This is a genomic window from Sulfitobacter sp. TBRI5 (assembly GCF_051013555.1).
GTDB lineage: Bacteria > Pseudomonadota > Alphaproteobacteria > Rhodobacterales > Rhodobacteraceae > JL08.
Genome location: NZ_CP112884.1, coordinates 2,173,982 through 2,192,959, shown reverse-complemented (window position 1 = coordinate 2,192,959; position 18,978 = coordinate 2,173,982). Strand labels below are relative to the sequence as shown.

17 protein-coding genes are annotated in these 18,978 nt (G+C 57.7%); 9 read left to right on the top strand and 8 right to left on the bottom strand.

Features of this window, described 5'->3' with window-relative positions:
* Positions 1-2: 2 nt before the first annotated feature.
* Genes OLX72_RS10995 through OLX72_RS10985 form a run of 3 tightly spaced genes read right to left on the bottom strand, consistent with a single transcriptional unit; the run spans position 3 to position 2,841 of the window.
* A complete protein-coding gene (locus OLX72_RS10995; RefSeq protein ID WP_114871178.1) occupies positions 3-1,139 on the bottom strand; it encodes a mandelate racemase/muconate lactonizing enzyme family protein in 1,137 nt (378 codons plus the stop codon).
* A 47-nt stretch (positions 1,140-1,186) separates the two neighbouring features.
* On the bottom strand, positions 1,187-1,930 hold the full coding sequence (locus tag OLX72_RS10990) for a sulfite exporter TauE/SafE family protein (protein ID WP_114871179.1): 744 nt from the start codon (positions 1,928-1,930) through the stop codon (positions 1,187-1,189).
* Positions 1,927-2,841 (bottom strand): LysR family transcriptional regulator, encoded by a 915-nt coding sequence (locus OLX72_RS10985; RefSeq protein WP_114871180.1) that lies wholly within the window; start codon positions 2,839-2,841, stop codon positions 1,927-1,929. Before OLX72_RS10985 ends, OLX72_RS10990 begins: the two co-directional genes overlap by 4 nt.
* Before the next feature lie 152 nt (positions 2,842-2,993).
* On the opposite strand from OLX72_RS10985, the gene OLX72_RS10980 reads away from it, so the two are divergent.
* The 3 genes from OLX72_RS10980 (at position 2,994) to OLX72_RS10970 (ending at position 6,033) form a co-directional block, all read left to right on the top strand.
* Positions 2,994-3,971 carry a Bug family tripartite tricarboxylate transporter substrate binding protein gene (locus OLX72_RS10980; protein WP_433988646.1) on the top strand — a complete coding sequence of 326 codons (978 nt, stop codon included), beginning with the start codon at positions 2,994-2,996 and terminating at the stop codon, positions 3,969-3,971.
* 80 nt (positions 3,972-4,051) lie between these two features.
* Positions 4,052-4,543, top strand: coding sequence for a tripartite tricarboxylate transporter TctB family protein (locus OLX72_RS10975; protein ID WP_114871182.1), 492 nt, complete (start codon positions 4,052-4,054; stop codon positions 4,541-4,543).
* Positions 4,540-6,033, top strand: a complete 1,494-nt coding sequence (locus tag OLX72_RS10970) for a tripartite tricarboxylate transporter permease (protein ID WP_433988645.1) — start codon at positions 4,540-4,542, stop codon at positions 6,031-6,033. Before OLX72_RS10975 ends, OLX72_RS10970 begins: the two co-directional genes overlap by 4 nt.
* A 13-nt stretch (positions 6,034-6,046) precedes the next feature.
* Here the strand turns inward: OLX72_RS10970 and OLX72_RS10965 are convergent, their stop codons facing one another.
* Positions 6,047-6,805: a sulfite exporter TauE/SafE family protein gene (locus OLX72_RS10965; protein WP_114871184.1), complete on the bottom strand. Its 759-nt coding sequence runs from the start codon at positions 6,803-6,805 to the stop codon at positions 6,047-6,049.
* A gap of 210 nt (positions 6,806-7,015) precedes the next feature.
* On the opposite strand from OLX72_RS10965, the gene OLX72_RS10960 reads away from it, so the two are divergent.
* Both OLX72_RS10960 and OLX72_RS10955 read left to right on the top strand, forming a co-directional pair.
* Positions 7,016-8,632: a GMC family oxidoreductase gene (locus OLX72_RS10960; protein ID WP_433988644.1), complete on the top strand. Its 1,617-nt coding sequence runs from the start codon at positions 7,016-7,018 to the stop codon at positions 8,630-8,632.
* Between the two features lie 12 nt (positions 8,633-8,644).
* A complete protein-coding gene (locus OLX72_RS10955; protein WP_433988643.1) occupies positions 8,645-9,748 on the top strand; it encodes a mandelate racemase/muconate lactonizing enzyme family protein in 1,104 nt (367 codons plus the stop codon).
* On the opposite strand, the gene OLX72_RS10950 is transcribed toward OLX72_RS10955, so the two are convergent.
* From OLX72_RS10950 to OLX72_RS10940, 3 genes are read right to left on the bottom strand one after another with little or no spacing between them, the layout of a single operon-like run.
* Positions 9,732-10,490 carry an SGNH/GDSL hydrolase family protein gene (locus tag OLX72_RS10950; RefSeq protein WP_433988642.1) on the bottom strand — a complete coding sequence of 253 codons (759 nt, stop codon included), beginning with the start codon at positions 10,488-10,490 and terminating at the stop codon, positions 9,732-9,734. The two genes, OLX72_RS10955 and OLX72_RS10950, sit on opposite strands and share 17 nt — an antisense overlap.
* 30 nt (positions 10,491-10,520) lie before the next feature.
* Positions 10,521-11,312, bottom strand: coding sequence for an SseB family protein (locus OLX72_RS10945; RefSeq protein WP_433988641.1), 792 nt, complete (start codon positions 11,310-11,312; stop codon positions 10,521-10,523).
* Positions 11,305-11,892 carry a uracil-DNA glycosylase family protein gene (locus OLX72_RS10940; RefSeq protein ID WP_433990455.1) on the bottom strand — a complete coding sequence of 196 codons (588 nt, stop codon included), beginning with the start codon at positions 11,890-11,892 and terminating at the stop codon, positions 11,305-11,307. Before OLX72_RS10940 ends, OLX72_RS10945 begins: the two co-directional genes overlap by 8 nt.
* 303 nt (positions 11,893-12,195) lie before the next feature.
* On the opposite strand from OLX72_RS10940, the gene OLX72_RS10935 reads away from it, so the two are divergent.
* The 4 genes from OLX72_RS10935 to OLX72_RS10920 are packed head-to-tail and all read left to right on the top strand — an operon-like array spanning position 12,196 to position 16,886.
* Entirely contained in the window at positions 12,196-12,855 is a 660-nt protein-coding gene (locus OLX72_RS10935; protein ID WP_114871189.1) for an ABC transporter ATP-binding protein, read from the top strand.
* A complete protein-coding gene (locus OLX72_RS10930) occupies positions 12,833-14,527 on the top strand; it encodes a capsule biosynthesis protein (RefSeq protein ID WP_114871190.1) in 1,695 nt (564 codons plus the stop codon). The genes OLX72_RS10935 and OLX72_RS10930 overlap by 23 nt, the downstream gene beginning before the upstream one ends.
* Before the next feature lie 3 nt (positions 14,528-14,530).
* Positions 14,531-15,364 carry a 3-deoxy-8-phosphooctulonate synthase gene (kdsA, locus tag OLX72_RS10925; RefSeq protein ID WP_433988640.1) on the top strand — a complete coding sequence of 278 codons (834 nt, stop codon included), beginning with the start codon at positions 14,531-14,533 and terminating at the stop codon, positions 15,362-15,364.
* Between the two features lie 25 nt (positions 15,365-15,389).
* On the top strand, positions 15,390-16,886 hold the full coding sequence (locus OLX72_RS10920) for a phosphomannomutase/phosphoglucomutase (protein WP_433988639.1): 1,497 nt from the start codon (positions 15,390-15,392) through the stop codon (positions 16,884-16,886).
* A gap of 77 nt (positions 16,887-16,963) precedes the next feature.
* Here the strand turns inward: OLX72_RS10920 and OLX72_RS10915 are convergent, their stop codons facing one another.
* Positions 16,964-18,922 (bottom strand): AsmA family protein, encoded by a 1,959-nt coding sequence (locus OLX72_RS10915; protein WP_433988638.1) that lies wholly within the window; start codon positions 18,920-18,922, stop codon positions 16,964-16,966.
* Positions 18,923-18,978: the final 56 nt, after the last annotated feature.

Genomic DNA, 18,978 nt, shown 5'->3' with positions numbered 1-18,978 from the left:
GTTCAGGACACGCGCGTTTTTTCCAGCGACAATGTTTGATATGGCCCAAGGGCTTGCGGCAGGGTTTCGATACCCAGTCCGGCGGCAGTGCCCAGCGTCCAGTCACCACCTGACATAGCTTCGCCTTCAAAAGCGTCACGCAGCGGGTTCGGGTTTACATCCACTTCCAGCACCCCCGGCCCACCCGCAGCCGCCAACACATGCGCCGAAGCCCGCAGCCCGATACCGCCCCCCAGAAAATGCGGGCAATAGAACCGCCCGGCCTGCAATGCGGTGCGCGCAACGCGCAAACATCCGGTGACGCCACCCCATTTCGCCACATCCGGTTGCAGATAGGCGAAATGGCCCGCCTCGATTGCCTGCGTAAACGCAACATCACCAGCAATGTTTTCCCCAACGGCAATCGGTGTTTTTATGTTGTCGGCAAGGGCCACCCAATTTGAACGCGGGCTGTCTGCCGGAATGGGTTCTTCGATCCATCCAAGCCCAAATGCGTCGGCCTGCTGCATGAAGGCCACGGCGCGGGGCACATCCCAGGCCTGATTGGCATCAGCAAACAGCCGTTCGCCGCTGCCCAGATCATCCGACACCGCGCCCAGCGTTTCCAGATCGGTGACATCATTGAACCCGACCTTGATCTTGAAGGCACCAAATCCGTCGGCGCGGGCACAGGCAACCTGCGCGGCTGCCTTGGACGATGCAATGCCGCTGGCATAACACGGCACAGCCTCTGCCGCGGACGGGTTCAGATAACGCGCCAACGACAGACCAGCGCGCCGCGCCGCCATGTCATGCAGGGCCGTATCCAGCCCGGCAAGCACCTGCTGGAACGGCCCCCACTCTCCGGCTTGCAGCGCCCGAATACGGGTTTGATGTGTCAGTGTTTCCCAAGTGATTTCAGGGGTATCCGCACGGCTTTCAAACACGAGATCGGCAATATCCAGCATCAACAGGCGCGCCCGGTGCTCGGCCCCGGCAGCGGGCCAGTTGGCGAAAATTTCGCCCCAGCCAAAGGCTCCGTCCTCAGCGGTCAGTTGAACGAAAACCGCGGGCCGGTCGCGCATGATGCCAAAAGACGTGGCAACAGGTATTTCGATCGGGACGCGAAACACGGACACGGCAATACGTTCAATCTTCACCCCTGTTTCCTTTCAAGTCAGCAATTGGATCATCGCATCACCACGCGTCAAAACAGTTCACGCACCAGCAGGATTGTACCGGACACAAAGGTCAGCCCGATCAGCATTCTGCGAAACTGATCGTCAGACAGGCGTTTGAAAATCGCAATACCCAGTTGTGCAGCGATCATTGCCGCCGGCAGCGCGACCGCAAGATAGAACAGCGTTTGCTTTGTGTAAGCCCCCTGCAATGCAAGCATAAGTGCAGTCAGCGACAGAACCACCACGTTGAACGGCTGCAACACAGCGCGTGTTTCCGATTTTGGCCAGGGCCGTATGGAACACCACATTGTTGGCAACGCCCCCGAAAGCGAGGCCGTGCCCCCCAGCACCCCGCCGGCAAAGCCGATCAGGCCGTCAATAACCGGCGTGCGCCGTTCGATCCGTGGCAGTGTGCTGCGCAGGCTGAAGAACCCCCCATAAATCAGCAGGAATACGGCGATGATGATTTTAAGCGAGTGTGGTTCAATATAAGCCAGCGCCGCGACGCCAAGTGGGATGCCGAACAGCGCCGGCACCAAGAAACGCAAAAGGCGACGCGGATTGTCGAAAATTGCGTGGCGCACGATCCAGACGCCTTGAAACCCGCTGACAACAGACAGCACAACCACAATTGCAACGGCCTGTACCGGCGGCATGATGTTCAGGAAAAACCCCAAGGCAAAAAGCGCTGTACCAAAACCGGCCAACCCGTTTATAAGCCCGCCCGCACTGGCACCGAGGATCAGCAGAACAAGTATTTCAACGGTCATTCTGCGTTTTCCGGTCGGGGTGGAAGCGGCCTGAACTCGCCGATTTCGATCGCGTGCAGGAAAGCTTTGTGAAGTTCGTCAATGACGCGCTGGCGCAAACTGTCTTTCTTGTATGCCAGCCCGATCTGGCGCACCGGTGCATCATCACCAAGGGAAAGGCGCTTGATCGGCAGGGCATTGACGGGTTGAACCGAATGCACGGGGACGATGGAAACACCAAGATTCGCATAGACCATGCTGGAAATCGCCTCGAGGCTGTCCAGTTCCATCGTTTCCTGCACGATCAGCCTTTTGGACTGGATCCAAGCTTCGATCAGGGTCCCGACCACGGCTTCGCGATTGAACCGAATAAACGAATGCTTTTGCAACAGCTCGAACGGATCATCGCTTTTTGTTTCAAGCGACGCCAACAGCTGCATGGGTTCATCAGCAATATGCAAGAATTCCAATCCAACCGGCAATGCTGCGGGGCGCGAAACGACACCCGCATCAATAGCGCCCCGTTCGATCTGCGTCAGCAATGCGGATGTCAGACCTGGCTGGATGCGCACCCGCAACTCAGGAAAGGGTTGTTTCAAAATGGCCATCGCCAAGGGCGCAAGGCCGGTCAGCATCGTGGGCAACGCGCCAAGAACAACTTCGCCCCGCACCCCCTGATCCCCCAGCGCGGCAGCGACAAGATTGTCATAATCGTGAACGATCTGGCGCGCCTTGGCGACAATGGCGCGGCCCGACTGCGTCAGTTCGGGGGTGCGTTTGGAACGATCGAACAATGCCACATTCAACTCGATTTCCAGTGCACGCATTTGCTGGCTGACAGCCGCGTGCGTCACCAGAACAGAGTCAGCGGCGGCACTGAACGTTTTGTGTTCGGCTACGGCAATCAGCGTCCGCAGCATTCTGATCGACATTCCCCGCCCCTTCACGCTCTGAAATGTAAGCAAAAGTATCGAAATTTGTAAGACTTTATTGCTTATTAAAAGCTTGTCTTAACAATATAAAAAGTCAAGGGTTCACATCAGTTGCCAATAAGGTGAAGCTGTAAAAAAACAGGGAGGAAAAAATGAAACGTACATTTCTAGGCGCAATCGGTGCCCTGGGTCTTGGGCTGGCTGCGACGACAGCGCTGGCAGAATACCCCGAACGACCGATCAATATGGTCATTCCCTACGGTGCAGGGGGCGCAACAGATATCTCGGCCCGCACAATCGCGGAACCGCTGGGCAATGTCGTTGGCAAACCGCTGATCATGGCCAATGTCACCGGCGCGGGCGGCGCAACCGGATCGGTTGCGGTACAGAACGCAAAAGGCGACGGTTACACAATGCTGTTCGCGCGCGTCGGATCCCATTCCGTCAATCCGGCGATGAAGGCAACCCTGCCTTATACGCTGGATGATTTCCGCTTTGTTACCGTTTACGAAATCAACCCGGTCGCGTGCGCTGTCACGCCGGCTTCGGGCATCAATTCGATGGATGACCTTATCGCCAAAGTGAACGAAGGCGGCGTCAGCTACAGTTCCTCCGGCGTTGGCTCTCTGTTGCATCTTGCCGCCGTTATGGTGCTGAAGGAATTCGGCGTTGCCGATCCGCTTAATCAGGCCACACATATTCCGCAAAAGGGCGGCGGCGCGGCGGCTACCGCTGTGCTGAACGGCACAGCCACGTTCCTGTGCACAAACTCTTCGGCGGTGGCCAGCTTTATCGCCAACGGTCAGTTGAAACCCATTCTGGTGACAACGCCGGAACCCGTTGTCGGCTTTGATGCACCAACCGCGGCCGATCTGGGCAAACCCAGCCTGCACCAACTGGTTGGATGGACCGGCATCGCCGGCCCTGACGATCTCCCCGACGATGTTGCCGAAAAATGGGGCGCATGGATGGCCGAAGCCACACAAGACGCCGATTTTCTTGAAAAGATGACGGCGCGCGGCTCCGTGATCGATTTCATGGATCCGGTCGAAGCCAATGATTTCATCCAGACGCAGTATGAAACCTTCCGCGCCCTGGTTGACGAACTGGGCATGCGGATCGAAGGTTGATCATCGGTCAGACTGAAATGGCAAAGTGAAATTCGCCAGACCTGACCGGGTCTGGCGTTTTTCATCGGGGTGGAACGAAGATGAGCAACAAGACAATTCAGCTGCATTTGGGCATCGGGGCATGTATCGCCTGTGTTTTCCTGCTGGCCGTCGCAATTCCCACATGGGTGTCGTCGCCCAGCAATGTCCGTTTTCTGATCATGTCGCCGATATTCTGGCCTGCCACGCTGGCCATTCTGACCGGAATAGTGGGGCTGGGTTTGTTGCTGGACTGGCGTCGTGCCGCGCCCGAAGCGGATGAACCTGAAAACCTTGCGGACAGCACGAAGGCCGCAAGATTGCGCCTGTTGGGAATGGCTGCGATCATGCTGGTCACCATGTATGCGCTGCCGCGCGCGGGTATGGTCTGGACCTGTATGCTGGTGTTTGTCGCCAGTGCCTTTCTGGTCAAGACACGGCATCCCGTTGCAGCCATTGTATGTGCTGTTGCCGTACCGCTGGTTCTTTATGCATTTTTTGCCCACGTGGCCGGGGTCGCGATCCCCCAAGGCAACTTTGTGAGACTGCCATGAGCTTTGCAGACAGCATCCTTGCCGGCCTCTCGCTGGTCGGAAACTTCGAATCGTTCTTTGCCCTGTTCTGCGGGATCGTGATCGGTGTGATCGGCGGAGCAATACCCGGTATGTCGGCCACGATGGCCGTGGCGCTTACCCTGCCCTTCACATTCGCCTTGCAGCCGATCACCGGCATCCTGCTGCTTTTGGGCGTCTACAAGGGTGGAATTTTCGGCGGATCGATACCGGCGATCCTGATCAAGACACCCGGAACGCCCGCCTCGTCGGCAACCATTCTTGATGGCTACCCGATGGCCGAAAAGGGCGAGGCCGGGCGAGCGCTGGGGATGGCGCTTTGGGCGTCTTGCACTGCGGATGTCATTTCAAACCTTGCGCTGATCCTGTTTGCCGGATGGCTTGCGTCTTTTGCCCTCAGTTTCGGACCGCCCGAGTTCTTCGCGCTGATCCTCTTTTCCCTGACGATCATTGCCGGTGTATCGGGCGACAGCCTGTTGCGGGGTGCCTTGTCGGCGCTGTTGGGCCTGTTGCTGGCCACCATCGGCCTTGACCTGATTTATGGCACGAACCGGTTTACCTTTGGCAATCCGAACATGATGGGTGGATTGAACTTTATTGCGGTTCTGATCGGGTTGTTCGCCATTCCGGAAATTATCGCGATGGCCTGGAACCCGACAGCCCATGTCGGCAAGGCGCGCAGTCTGGGAAAGAACTGGGTCAGTTTTGCCGACTACAGGCGCTGTTTCAAATCCATCGTGCGTGGCAGCATGATCGGTGTGTTTCTTGGCTCTATTCCGGGTATCGGCGCGGCACCTTCCGCGTTTCTCAGTTATTCCGAGGCGCGCCGGAAATCACCTCACAAGGAAAACTTTGGCAAGGGCGAAATCGAAGGCGTCGCCGCATCCGAAGCCGGCAATAACGGTGTCGCGGGGGCCACGCTAATTCCGCTGCTTGCTCTGGGTGTGCCGGGGGATGTGATCACGGCAATCATCATCGGCGCATTCATGATCCACGGGCTACAACCCGGCCCGATGATGTTCATTCTGAACGTCGATATCATCTACGGCCTGTTCATCGGGTTGATTGTCAGCTCCGTGTTCCTGTTCTTTGTCGGAACCGTTGCCATCCGCGGGTTCAAATACGTGGCTGACGTGCCCAAGCGCATCCTGATCCCCGCCGTTCTGGTACTGTGCATCTATGGGGTCTTCGCCGTGAACAACAACCTGTTTGACGTGGGCGTTATGTTTGCGATGGGCTGGGTCGGGTTCGCGATGATGCGTTACCGCGTACCTGCCGCCCCCTTCCTGATCGCGTTTATTCTGGGCCCGCTTCTGGAGGACAATTTCCGCCAGTCTATGTTGATGTCGGGCAGCAACCCGTCAATCCTGTTTCGCGGGCCGATTACGTGGTTCTTCTGGTTGCTGACGATTGTAACCGTGATCGCGATTTCCCGCACAACGTTGAAGAACCGGGCTGCGCTGCGATCCTGAAAAGTCGGAAGTCTCAGCCGAAAACAGAGCGTCGGATCAGGTTCAGACCCATAAGAAAGAACACGGATAAAAGGATCCGGCGCAACGTAACCTCGTCCGCGCGGCCACGAAACCGTTCGCCGATCAGAAATCCGGCGAATGTCGGCACCAGCAAGGCAACCGACGCGCCGAATGTTCGAATGTCCACCAGCCCCTGCGCAAAATAACCTGCTGCAAGGGGCACGCTGCCGATAAAGATCAGCAGACCGCTGGCCCGCACAAACTCGGCCATTGGCACTTTGCGTGCGGTCAGATAGATCACCATCGGCGGCGCCCAGACCGAGGTTAGACCGCCCAGAACACCGGCAATTGTGCCCAGCAGATACTGCATCGGACGGGCAAGCCGGTCAGGTATATAGGGCGCCCATGCTGTCACATTGATCAGCACAAACAGAACGATCGCACCGCCAAGCACACCAAACAATATCCGGTCGGATACATCGTAGGTCAGATAGATCGTGACCCAGACCCCGATCACAAGGGCCACGGCAAACGGCAGGTACCGCAGCGCGGTTTGTCTGGCCTGACCGGCACGGTGCACCTGCCAGGCATTGGACACCAGCATCGGAACCAGCAGATAGGCAATCGCGATCCTCGGTGCCATCACGATGGTCATGATCCCAAGTGCCGTTGTCGGCAGCCCGATACCAATCGTGCCTTTCACGGTTCCGGCCACAAACAACGCAAACGCGGGCACAAGCAGATCAAGAAGTGAACCAGAAAGGATATCCATACCTTTCCCCTATCCCGCAGAACGCGGGACTTTACCAGAGCAACAAAACCAGTTGTGGCGCGCCCGTTGCGAATACCCTGACGGTGTGCAGTAAAATCCACGATATGTCGCTATTGAGCCATCTTGACGGAGACAGGGTTGCGCGCTTTGAGTTTCGTTCTGTATGGCGGTTCAAACCGATATCTGACCGCGAAATCCCAGAGGGCAAAATTGACTGAATTTGACTATGTAATTGTTGGTGCGGGATCTGCCGGGTCCGCTCTGGCCAACCGTTTGACACAAGACGGCAAAACTACCGTCGCTCTTCTGGAAGCCGGCGATTGGGATACCTCGATCTGGACACGCCTGCCAATCGGATACGGCAAGGTTTTTTATGATGCGCGCGTCAACTGGAAATACCAGAGCGAGCCCGACCCGAACCGCAACGGACAAAAGATGTACCTGCCACGTGGCAGGGTTCTTGGCGGCTCAAGCTCGATCAATGCGATGGTCTATGTACGCGGCCATAAATCGGATTACGAAGACTGGAATAAAACCGCACCCGGATGGGGTTGGGCTGACGTCGCGCCAGTATTCCGGCGTATGGAAGACTGGTCAGGCGGTTCTGACAATATACGCGGCACGGGCGGTCCGCTGTCCGTCTACGATATGTCAAAAGAAGCACATCCGCTTACTAATACCTATCTGAAGGCTGCGGGCGAAGCCGGTTTTCCACTGAACCCCGATTACAACGGGCCCGACATGGAAGGCGCGACCTGCTACCAGATTACCACGAAAAACGGGGTTCGCGCCTCTGCCGCGCGCAGCTATCTGTGGCCCGCACGCAAAAGGGCCAATCTTGATATCAGAACCCGGTGCCTGGCGCGGCGTGTCCTGATCGAAAACAAACGCGCGGTTGGCATCGAGTATGAACGGAAAGGTCAGATCGAAACCCTGCGCGCCCGGCGCGAGGTGATCCTGTGCGGCGGCGCGATCAATTCCCCGCAATTGCTGCAACTTTCCGGCATCGGCCCCCAAAATGTTCTGCGTGATCAGGGCATTACAATTGTCCACGCCTCGGAACAGGTGGGCCGCAACCTGCAGGATCATCTGGGCGGCGACAACCATTACCGCGCAAAAGTTCCCAGCCTGAACCAGCAACTGGGTCCGCTTTCCGGCAAGGTCCGCGTCGGGCTGGACTATCTTTTGCGCCGCAAGGGGCCATTGTCGCTCAGCCTTAATCAGGGCGGCGGGTTCGTGCGGGTCATGAAGGGTGCAGACCGCCCGGACCTGCAACTTTATTTTTCACCTGTCAGCTATACCCGCGCGCCGGTGGGCACGCGCCCTTTGATGGCGCCGGATCCGTTTCCGGGCTTTCTGCTGGGGTTCAATCCCTGCAAGCCAACCAGCGCCGGGTATCTGCAAATCCGGTCGTCTGATCCGAATGTCGCGCCGGAAATCCACTGCAATTATCTGGACACGCAATATGATCGTGATGTCATGGTCGCCGGCCACCGACTGATGCGCCAGATCGCCAACACTCCCGCGATGCAGGCCGTGATCGAAGAAGAAATTTCGCCCGGCCCCGATCTGACGTCGGATGACGATTTGCTGGCTTTTGTGCGCGAAAAATCCTGGACGGTTTTCCACCAGTGCAGCACGTGCAGAATGGGCACCGATCCTGCACAATCGGTTGTTGACGAACGCCTGCGCGTGCATGGAATTGAGGCGCTTCGGGTTGCGGATGCTTCGATTTTCCCGACTATTCCCACAGGCAATACCAATGCTCCCGCGATCATGGTTGGCGAAAAGGCCGCCGACCTGATCCAGGCAGACGCACATTCCTGAAAGGGGAACAGAATGAAGATCAAATCGATAGAAACCTTCAGCACCGAATTTGTCGGCTTTGTGCGAGTCACAGCCGAAGACGGTTCGCAAGGCTGGGGGCAGGTTTCGACCTATCATTCCGATATTACAACGCAGGTCTTGCACCGTCAGGTTGCGCCTTGGACCCTTGGACAGGACACGACCGATCTGGACGATCTTCTGGATATCGTGGCCGAGCGCGAGCACAAGTTTCCGGGATCATACCTGCGCCGTTCCATGGCAGGGCTGGATACGGCGATCTGGGATATGCGCGGCAAGCAGCAGGGCAAAAGCGTAGCGGAGTTGCTGGGTGGCACGCCGGGTTCAATCCGCGCCTACGCGTCATCCATGAAACGCGACATCACCCCGAAAGACGAGGCCGAGCGCATGAAGAAACTGCGCGACGTGCACGGCTTTGACGCATTCAAGGTGCGCGCAGGGGCGGAAGTGGGACGCAACAGGGATGAATGGCCGGGCCGCACGGAAGAGATTATTCCGACCATGCGCCGTGCCATGGGAGATGACGCCGCGCTGTTGATTGATGCCAACAGCTGCTATTCCCCCGACCGCGCAATCGAAGTCGGGCATATGTTGCAAGACCATGGATTTTCGCACTTTGAAGAACCATGCCCCTATTGGGAACTGGAACAAACCAAACAGGTCACCGATGCGCTGGATATTGATGTGACGGGCGGCGAACAGGATTGCGACCTGCCCACATGGCGCCGGATGATCGACATGCGCGCAGTGGATATTGTGCAGCCTGACATTCTGTATCTGGGCGGAATGTGCCGGACCATGCGGGTTGTGCGCATGGCGCAGGCGGCAGACCTGCCCGTTACCCCCCATTGCGCCAACATGTCATTGGTCACGCTGTTCACGATGCACCTGTTGCGCGCCATTCCGAACGCGGGAAAATACCTCGAATTCTCGATCGAAGGGTCCGATTACTATCCGTGGCAGGACGGGCTGTTCGTAACCTCGCCCTATGACATAAAAGATGGTCAGGCGACGGTCACGGATGCGCCCGGATGGGGTGTGGAAATTGCGCCTGAATGGCTGGCGCGGTCGCAATACCAGATCAGCGAACTTGGCTGACAATTTCCCCTGATTGCTGCAAATCATCCTTGCTTTGACGCTCAATGATTGCAGCGCTGATACGGTCTGCCCACGCGGCATAGACTTGTGCGCCGGGATGAAACCCGTCAATCGCCATTGCGCTTTGATCCAGTGGCAAATCAAGCGCGACGTAGGAACAATCCGGCTGCGCCGCAACGAAACGGCGCAATCCCTGATCCAGCCGGATCGAATGGCGCCCCAGAACCCAACGCAGCGGGTTTGGCAACAGCGGAAACCCACCCATCGGCGGCACTCCGGAAAAGCAAATATGCTGCGCGCCGAACTGAACCCGAAGCAGGCCGGCAAGCTGTTCAACCTGTTTGCGCCAAAGACCCAAAGGCAGCAGGCGGGTCACGTCATTCACACCCAGCGCCACAACGATCACATCGTAGGTTTTATCGTTCTGCCCTTGCAGGTGGCGAATAGTATCCCGCGTTGTAAATCCGGTTCTTGCGACCAGACACCAGTCAACACAATAGGTGCCGGCCAATTGCGTTGTCACCTGACCCGAAAGGGCCTCTTGCTGCGTTTCCACGCCAACGCCGGCTGCCGAGGAATCTCCGACAATAAGAAGTTTCAGATCAGGGCCGTCGCCCAACTGCCCCCTTCGCGCACCCGGAGGTTCGGGCAGTTTCATTGCTTTTTTGCGAACAGACACCGCCTGTGCGATCAACACGGGCAACAACGCGGTCCGCGCCACGACATCCAGCACCAATCCCATTTTACCTGTCTTTCACAAGTATGGACCGGTTCATCGCAACAGGGGCGGCTTGTCCGGGTCAGACCCGGGGGCCGGTCTGTTCACTAGCACCTCGGTCGCAGCAACCGGCAGATCAAAGCGCAACCCGTAGCGCGCCATATGCGCTGCAGCCGGATCGCTGGCGGCAAAGAAACCGACATCGATTGCGCCGGCTTCGATACCGGAAAAGGTCAACGCTTCGTTGGTCGCCTTGGCCAGTGCGGCCTCTGCCCCGTCCAGCGCATCGACAAACCCCAGAAGATGCCCCTGCCCGCCATCTTCGTAGGATACCGAAACCAGATAGGCGCTGGCCGCCAACCCGCGTGCCGTTGCCAGCTTGGCATCCAGCGCCTTGATCAGAACATCCGGCAATCCGGCAGGGGCAGAATAACCAGATATCCGCGCTTCGATTTCCTGTGGCGCCTGACCCAGGGTCTGATGCAGCCAAAGCACTGCGGCAGGCGGGATCAGGATCGAAGACGGTGCCACATCAAGGTTCAATCCCAAACCCATTTGCGCCGATGCCAGCATATTCGCGACGCCCCGCCCTGACAGGGCTGCATAGGGGGCTGCCTGGCCGACAAATGCGCTTAGTCGCGCCTCGCGGTCAAACACCAGTACGTACTGGCTGCCGTCCACATCGAACAATTCAGGTTCGATTGCATCCCCGTCTGCTTCGGATTTCAGAAGTACAAACAGTTCGGCATCTGCCAGCCGTTCAAAGAACCGCAAGCGCAGGGCGTCGTCGTCCTGCGCGGCTTCCATCGCTGCGTGGGCCAGATCAAGCGGGGTTGTTTCAGTCATTCAAAACCTCTTTTACGCGGGCCTGAAGCGCCGGCAAGACATCCGCTTCGAACCACGGATTCTTTCTGATCCACGCGGTATTGCGCCATGACGGATGAGGCAAGGCAAAGATGCGTGGCGCATGGGTCTGCCATGACCTTACCGTCTGGGTAACGGTCGTTTTTGCACCCAGATGCCAGCGATGCGCCGCGGCCCCCACCAGCACCGTCAGCCTGATGGCAGGCAGCGCCTTCATCACACGCGTGTGCCAGGTTTGCGCACAAACGGACGGTGGCGGCAGATCATGTCCATTTGCGTTGTACCCCGGAAAACAAAAGGCCATCGGCACAATTGCAATGCGTGACCTGTCATAAAATTCCGGCTCGTCCAGACCGAGCCAAGATCGCAAACGGTTCCCCGACGGATCGGTGAAAGGACGACCTGACTGGTGTACTTTCGCCCCCGGCGCCTGACCTGCGATCAGTATTCCGGCACCCGGATCAAACCAGGGAACCGGACGTGGCTGATGCGCTGTGGCCGTCGCGGCAAACCTGTCTGCACATATGCGGCACGCACGGATTTCTTCTACCAGATCGGGCATGCGGCGTGGATACCGCAAGCCGTGCCTCCCCATCAATGCCATACTGCAATGGTTGAAGGTCCAGTGACACAACGGCCCGGAATTAAGCGGGAAAGGCAGCATCCGCGCCAGAAACAGAGCCCCAAACGGCACAATTTTGCCAATTCGGGCCTGTTTTAAAGCCTCCGTTGCAGCATTGGCATTGTACTTCTACGCCGAGGTTCGACATAATGGCGTCAAAATCGTCCAATAAGACGTTAATAAACCTCTGTTAGAGAGGATGGCACGGAACCACGGGCCGACACGGGCAGCGCCGGAGCATTGATGCTTGAGTTTGAAAATGTCAGCAAGTCCTTCTGGACGGGCACACAGCGCAAGGTGATCCTTGACCGCGTGTCCTTTCGCGTGGAACTGGGCAATTCACTGGGCATTCTGGCACCGAACGGCACCGGCAAGACCACCCTGATCAACATGATGGCGGGACTAGAAAAACCCGACGAGGGCGAAATCCGGCGGTCATGCAAGATCTCGTTTCCATTGGGTTTCATGGGCGGCGTGATCAGCAAGGTTTCGGCTGTCGAAAACAGCCGGTATATTGCCCGGATGTACGGACTTGATCCTGATTATGTCGAAAGCTTCTGCCGTTGGCTGTGCAATCTGGATGAGTATTTCGAACAACCGCTTGGCACCTATTCGGCGGGCATGCGCGCACGGTTCTGTTTTTCGCTGATGTTGGCGCTGGATTTTGATATCTACCTGATCGACGAGGGGATGCCATCCACGACTGATGTGGAATTCAATCGCAAGGCCGGTGAAATCTTGCAGGAACGCTTGCGCACAACGACCATTGTAATTGTATCTCATCAGGCGGAGACGCTTGAAAAATTCGCACGATCTGCGGCTGTTCTGGTGGATGGTCAGCTTAAAATTTTTGACACGCTCGAAGAGGCGAAACAGCTTTATGACTACCAAACCCAAAGCTAGAAAATTCCGCATCCGACGGACACCCCCAACGCAATCTGGCGGCGTGGAAAACAGTACGTCGTCGAACCCGCACGACGGTACCGAACGCATGCCGCAGACTGCGGACGCCTACCGGTCAGATTTGCAGCACCAGACCAGTGCGCGCACAGATGATCAGATGCAGGATACCGATCAGCCAAGCCCCGATCTGGATGCGATCAAGCGCGAGGGTCTGACCGGTCGCCAGTTGCGCATGGCGCGCCGCGTTGCACAAAAACACAACCTTGCCCCGACATCCGATTTTGATGCAGTGCGGTTGTTGCGGTTGCAGGGCATCGATCCGTTTCAGCGATCCAACCTGCTGGAACTGGTTGTGCCGCGGGCCGGCGCCGAACAGCGCGATGGTGGCCCCGGCAATATGCTGGATGCGCTGCGCGCCCAAAGAGGCGGCGCAGGGTCTGAAGGTACGAAAGTTCAATTGCCCCAGACAGTACCGACGCACAAGCAAACATTGCCATCCACCGGGCTGAGCCCGTCTGAAAAACGCGTCAAGGAAATCACCGAAATCCAGCGGGACATTGCCCGCCGGCGGCGCCGCAAACTGGCCCTGCTGCTGACACGCCTGTCCTTCTTTGTTTTTCTTCCGACCTTCCTTGCCGGATGGTACTTTTTCGTCATCGCCACGCCGATGTACGCAACGAAATCCGAATTTCTGATCTTGCAGGCGGACAATACCGGTGGCGGTTCAGGCCTTGGCGGGCTTCTTTCGGGAACCCAGTTCGCGACCAATCAGGACAGCATTGCGGTCCAATCCTACCTGCAATCCAAAGATGCGATGTTGCGTCTGGATGCGGACGCAGGGTTCAAATCCCACTTCACGCAACCCTCGATTGATCCGATCCAACGCATGAACGAAAATCCATCGGCCGAGGAAGCGTATAAAACCTATAAGAAAAACGTGAAAATCGGATATGATCCGACAGAGGGCGTGATCCGGCTTGAGGTTGCGGCATCCGATCCTGATACAGCCACGCTGTTTTCCAAAAAGCTGATCGCCTATGCCGAAGAGCGGGTGAACAACCTGACACAACAAAAACGCGGCGACCAGATGAAGGATGCCCAGCAAAGCTTTGAAAACGCTGTGCTGGAACGGCGCGCCGCGCAGGAACAATTGGTCACGCTTCAGCAACAGGGCGCGGTTCTTGACCCTGAAGGCGTCATTGCTTCGCTGCGCGGTCAGATCAACACCGTCGAAATACAGCTTCTTGAAAAAGAGCTTCAACTGGCGGCCCTGCTGGACAACAGCCGACCCAACCAAAGCCGCGTGGAAGGTGCGCAGGGCGATGTTCGCCGCCTGCAGGACCAACTGGTAGAACTGAACGCCAAGATGACCGATGCCAGCCAGGGTGAAAACTCTCTGGCGCAGTTGGCGCTGAACATCCAGATGGCGCAGGCCGATCTTGCCACCCGCGATCTGCTGCTGCAATCGGCGCTGCAATCGGTCGAACAGACCCGTATGGAAGCCAGCCGACAGGTCCGCTATCTGACAATCTCGGTGCAGCCGGTTCCATCGGAAGACCCGAGTTACCCCCGCGCCTTCGAAAACACCATTCTTGCCTTCCTGATCTTTGCAGGCATTTATCTTATGATTTCACTTACCGCATCCATCTTGCGCGAACAGGTAACATCCTAACCCATGACACATGTAAAAATTAACGATCTGACAATCGGAAACGATTGCCCGCTGACCGTTATCGCTGGCCCCTGCCAGCTGGAAAGCGCGGATCACGCGCAGATGATTGCCGGCAAAATGAAAGAGGCCTGCGATGCGGCAGGCGCGCAATATGTTTTCAAAGCCTCTTTCGACAAGGCAAACCGTACCTCTCTGGCGGGTGTTCGCGGGCTGGGCATGGATGAAGGGCTGGCCGTGTTGCAGGGCGTGCGCGATGCAATCGGGGTGCCTGTGTTAACGGATGTCCACAACGAAGCCCAATGCGCCCCCGCTGCAGAGGCTGTCGACATTCTGCAAATTCCTGCGTTCCTGTGCCGCCAGACCGATATGCTGTTGGCAGCCGGGAAAACGGGGGCCGCGATCAATGTCAAAAAGGGCCAGTTTCTTGCGCCTTGGGAAATGGGCAACATTGTTACCAAGATCGAAAGCACCGGAAACAAGCGTATTCTGCTGACAGAGCGCGGCACAACATTTGGCTATAACACGCTGGTCGCAGACATGCGGTCGCTGCCGCAGATGGCAAAAACCGGATATCCTGTCGTGATGGACGCAACCCATTCGGTGCAACAACCGGGCGGCCAGGGCGGCAGTTCCGGTGGCCAGCGCGAATTTGCGCCCGTCATGGCCCGCGCGGCCGTTGCGATCGGCGTTGCCGCAGTATTCATCGAAACCCATGAAGACCCGGACAAGTCACCAAGTGACGGCCCCAACATGATCTATCTGGATCAGATGCCGGCCTTGATCAATGTGCTGATGCAATTGGACAAGCTGGCCAAAGCCAACCCCATTTTGATCTGACCATTCGAAAAAGCGAGCATTACCAGTGAAAAAACCGGCCCCGACCGTCACACCCAATACATGGGATTTTCTGAAAGACCCGATGATTACCCCAACGGGGTTTCGCGAATATGATGCGCGCTGGAAATACCCGGACGAAATCAACCTGCCGGGGATCACTGCGTTGGGGCTTGGGTTGGGCACACAGATGCACGCGCGCGGGATCAAACCCGAAATTGCCGTGGCAAATGATTACCGCGACTATTCGCTCAGCATCAAGAATGCCCTGATCCTCGGGCTGATGCAGGCCGGTATCTCGGTCAAGGATATCGGCCCTGCCGTGTCCCCAATGGCCTATTTTTCACAGTTCTATCTGGATGTGCCTGCCGTCGCGATGGTGACGGCCAGCCATAATCCCAACGGATGGACCGGCGTGAAAATGGGGTTTGACCGTCCGCTGACCCACGGCCCCGATGAAATGTCGGAGTTGCGCGACATTGTTCTTGAAGGGCGCGGGCAGGCCCGCCCCGGCGGCGCTTATGAATTTGTCGATGGCGTGAAAGAGGCCTATCTGGACGATCTTGCCGGTGATTTCAAAATGTCCCGCAAGCTGAAAGTTGTTTGTGCAACGGGCAACGGCACCGCCTGCGCCTTTGCGCCCGACCTGTTCCGCCGGATCGGAGTCGAAGTCGTCGAAAGCCACAACACGCTGGATTATACCTTCCCGCATTACAACCCCAACCCCGAAGCCATGGAAATGCTGCATGACATGGCTGACAGCGTCAAAGCATCGAAGGCGGATTTCGCGCTTGGCTTTGATGGCGACGGCGACCGATGCGGCGTGGTCGACGACGAGGGCGAGGAGATATTCGCGGACAAGGTCGGTGTCATCATGGCGCGCGATCTGAGCAAGATTTACCCCAACGCCACCTTTGTCGCCGATGTGAAATCGACCGGGTTGTTCGCGTCCGATCCGGAACTGATCGCAAACGGGGTCAAGGCAGATTACTGGAAGACAGGGCATTCGCACATGAAACGGCGGGTCAAGGAAATCGGGGCGCTGGCCGGCTTTGAGAAATCCGGGCACTACTTTCTGGCTGAACCGATCGGGCGTGGATATGATTGCGGCCTGCGCGTCGCTGTCGAGATTTGCAAGCTGATGAACCGAAACCCGGATAAATCCATGTCTGATCTGCGCCGCGCCCTGCCGCAAACCTGGGCAACGCCCACCATGTCACCTTATTGCGCCGACACGGAAAAATACGCGACGCTGGATCGTCTGGTGGCCAAACTGGTCGCCAAGGCAGACGCGGGCGAACCGCTGGCGGGCCGCGCCATCAAAGAGGTTGTCACCGTTAACGGGGCACGCGTCATTCTGGACAACGGCGCGTGGGGGCTGGTGCGGGCCTCGTCCAACACGCCCAATCTGGTTGTTGTCTGCGAAAGCCCCGAAAGTGATGCGGAAATGCGGGCCATATTTGCTGACATAGACGCGGTTATCCGCACCGAAGCCTCGGTCGGCGATTACGATCAGACGATCTGAAAACGGATTGGTCAGATTCAGGCTTTGGATCAGGACATAACCCCCTGACGAAAGCCCGTATTTGGGGCAAAAAAATGTCAGTCGAACAGCTTTTTCAGGCTGCGGCCCAGTTCCTGTTCCAGCTTGTCCTGAATAGCCTCTTCGGTGGTCTGGCCTTCTTCGGTCACGATACCCAGTTCTTTTTGCAACGTGCGCTCCACCTCTTGCCTGACCTCACTTTCAAGCGCCTTGCGTTCCTGTTCGAAATTCAACTCCAATGCTGCGCCCACATCGGGAATGATCCGGGGTGCAGCCCACGGGCCGGAAATCCGTACGGGAATCGCGAACCCGTTTCCCGAACGTGCGCGTACCGCGACAGGGGTGATCAGGTAATCGATATCCTTTGCACCCAACCCGATACGCCCGGCACCGCGGGTTTCAATCTGGGGCAGGATCAACAGCAGGTCATCGTTCAGGACATCACCGTTCTTCATGACTATTGACGCTGTCAGACTATCAAACACCGTGGTTCCACCGCCGCCGTCGCCTGACCTGATCAACCGGTCCAGATCAAGGCCCGAGATCGTGCCGCGCCCGACCGAAAGGGTGCCTTCGCCGGACAGATTGCGCATGATCTGGTCAACCGATTGGCCGACCCCCAGAAACGCGAGCCGGATATCCGCTTGCCCGGTAAGCCGCTTCCAGCCTGCCATGTCAGACAACACCCCGTTGAGCGCAATGCCCGTGCCCTGAAAGGCACCGCCCGTCGAAAACCCGTTGCGATTGTTCAGCACGATTTCGCCCGCAATGCGCCCGTCATAGGCAAGCACTTCTTCAAGCGTCACAACGGCGCGCGAGCGATCCACCCGAAGGTCCATCCGGGTCGCATCAAGTTTCAGAGATCCGAAATCGATGGCTTCGGCGCTCAGCGCGATGACTCCCTCAAAGGTGGACAGGACGCTGGCATCAATCGGCGTTGTCGACCAGCTCGATGGGGTCGCAGGTGCGGTTCCAGCAGACGATGCCGCGGGTGCGCCCGCACCAGCGTTCAGGCCCGAAACATCCAGCCTGCCGGCAGACAGGCGGGCGTTGATCTGCGGCACGTCGCCAAGTTGAATATCCGCCTCGGCGCGCAAACTGTTGCCATCAAGGTTCATCACCGCATCGCGCAACGCCAGAACACCATCGCGTGTGAGGGTCACGTTGGCGCTGATATCGGCTTTGCGGCCCAATCCCTGCGGCACATCAACCGGCCCAACCCCCAAAGCGTTCAGAAATCCGCCGGTATCCGGTGTGGTGATCTTGGTCTGGCCCGCCAGTTCGCCCAGAATACCGGCGACACCTTCAAAGGATACAGCGCCCCCCGGCCCTGAAACAGCGACGGAAACCGGCTGCGGCTGGCCCTGACTCCACTCCGCGAATTTGTCAATTTCAACCTTTATGGACAGCGGCACGCCGGTTGGGCGCGCTGTGGCGTCAAACTGTGCCGCTCCGGCAGGTTCAGGCCAGATCAGCGACAGGTCAACATTGGCGATATCAATCGTGTCCTGACCTTCGACCGCGTAAATCAGACGGGCATTTCTAACATCCAGATGTTCCAGAACGAATTCATTCTTGTCTGCATTCGGGTCCGGATTGGCGGGCGCTGGCACGTTGGACGGGGTCGGTGATGCCGGTCTGAACAACCAGTTCGCGCGCCCGTCTGCGCGTTGTTCAAGTCGGACAACCGGATTTTCCGCGTCCACCTTGGTAATACGCACATCTCCGCCAAACAAACCGGCAGTGTTGACCCCGATCGCCAGGCTGTCTGCGGTAAACATCGGCCCCTGATCCGACCAGCTCGCGTTCGCAAAGGCAACCGGACCTGTCACAATCCCCAGAACCGGCCACAACGTCACCTGCGTGTCGCCGGTAAATACCAGATCGCGCCCCGTCTGCGCCCTGATCTGATCCGAAGCGATCCGGGCGATCCTGTCACCGGGCAGCAGCAGGACAGACCCGACAGCAACACCGGCAATCAAAAGCAAAACACCGGCCAGACGTATCAACCACCGCATTGCGATACTCCTTGTTGATGAACCAGAGGTAGACCGCATCAGGCGGTATCGCAAGG

What these genes read in the sequence shown, in the direction of transcription:
- OLX72_RS10990 (WP_114871179.1), bottom strand. Translation starts at nt 1,930, where the DNA reads ATGACCGTTGAAATACTTGTTCTGCTGATCCTCGGTGCCAGTGCGGGC.
- OLX72_RS10985 (WP_114871180.1), bottom strand. Translation starts at nt 2,841, where the DNA reads ATGTCGATCAGAATGCTGCGGACGCTGATTGCCGTAGCCGAACACAAA.
- OLX72_RS10980 (WP_433988646.1), top strand. Translation starts at nt 2,994, where the DNA reads ATGAAACGTACATTTCTAGGCGCAATCGGTGCCCTGGGTCTTGGGCTG.
- OLX72_RS10975 (WP_114871182.1), top strand. Translation starts at nt 4,052, where the DNA reads ATGAGCAACAAGACAATTCAGCTGCATTTGGGCATCGGGGCATGTATC.
- OLX72_RS10970 (WP_433988645.1), top strand. Translation starts at nt 4,540, where the DNA reads ATGAGCTTTGCAGACAGCATCCTTGCCGGCCTCTCGCTGGTCGGAAAC.
- OLX72_RS10965 (WP_114871184.1), bottom strand. Translation starts at nt 6,805, where the DNA reads ATGGATATCCTTTCTGGTTCACTTCTTGATCTGCTTGTGCCCGCGTTT.
- OLX72_RS10955 (WP_433988643.1), top strand. Translation starts at nt 8,645, where the DNA reads ATGAAGATCAAATCGATAGAAACCTTCAGCACCGAATTTGTCGGCTTT.
- OLX72_RS10950 (WP_433988642.1), bottom strand. Translation starts at nt 10,490, where the DNA reads ATGGGATTGGTGCTGGATGTCGTGGCGCGGACCGCGTTGTTGCCCGTG.
- OLX72_RS10945 (WP_433988641.1), bottom strand. Translation starts at nt 11,312, where the DNA reads ATGACTGAAACAACCCCGCTTGATCTGGCCCACGCAGCGATGGAAGCC.
- OLX72_RS10940 (WP_433990455.1), bottom strand. Translation starts at nt 11,892, where the DNA reads ATGCCCGATCTGGTAGAAGAAATCCGTGCGTGCCGCATATGTGCAGAC.
- OLX72_RS10935 (WP_114871189.1), top strand. Translation starts at nt 12,196, where the DNA reads ATGCTTGAGTTTGAAAATGTCAGCAAGTCCTTCTGGACGGGCACACAG.
- OLX72_RS10930 (WP_114871190.1), top strand. Translation starts at nt 12,833, where the DNA reads ATGACTACCAAACCCAAAGCTAGAAAATTCCGCATCCGACGGACACCC.
- kdsA (WP_433988640.1), top strand. Translation starts at nt 14,531, where the DNA reads ATGACACATGTAAAAATTAACGATCTGACAATCGGAAACGATTGCCCG.
- OLX72_RS10915 (WP_433988638.1), bottom strand. Translation starts at nt 18,922, where the DNA reads ATGCGGTGGTTGATACGTCTGGCCGGTGTTTTGCTTTTGATTGCCGGT.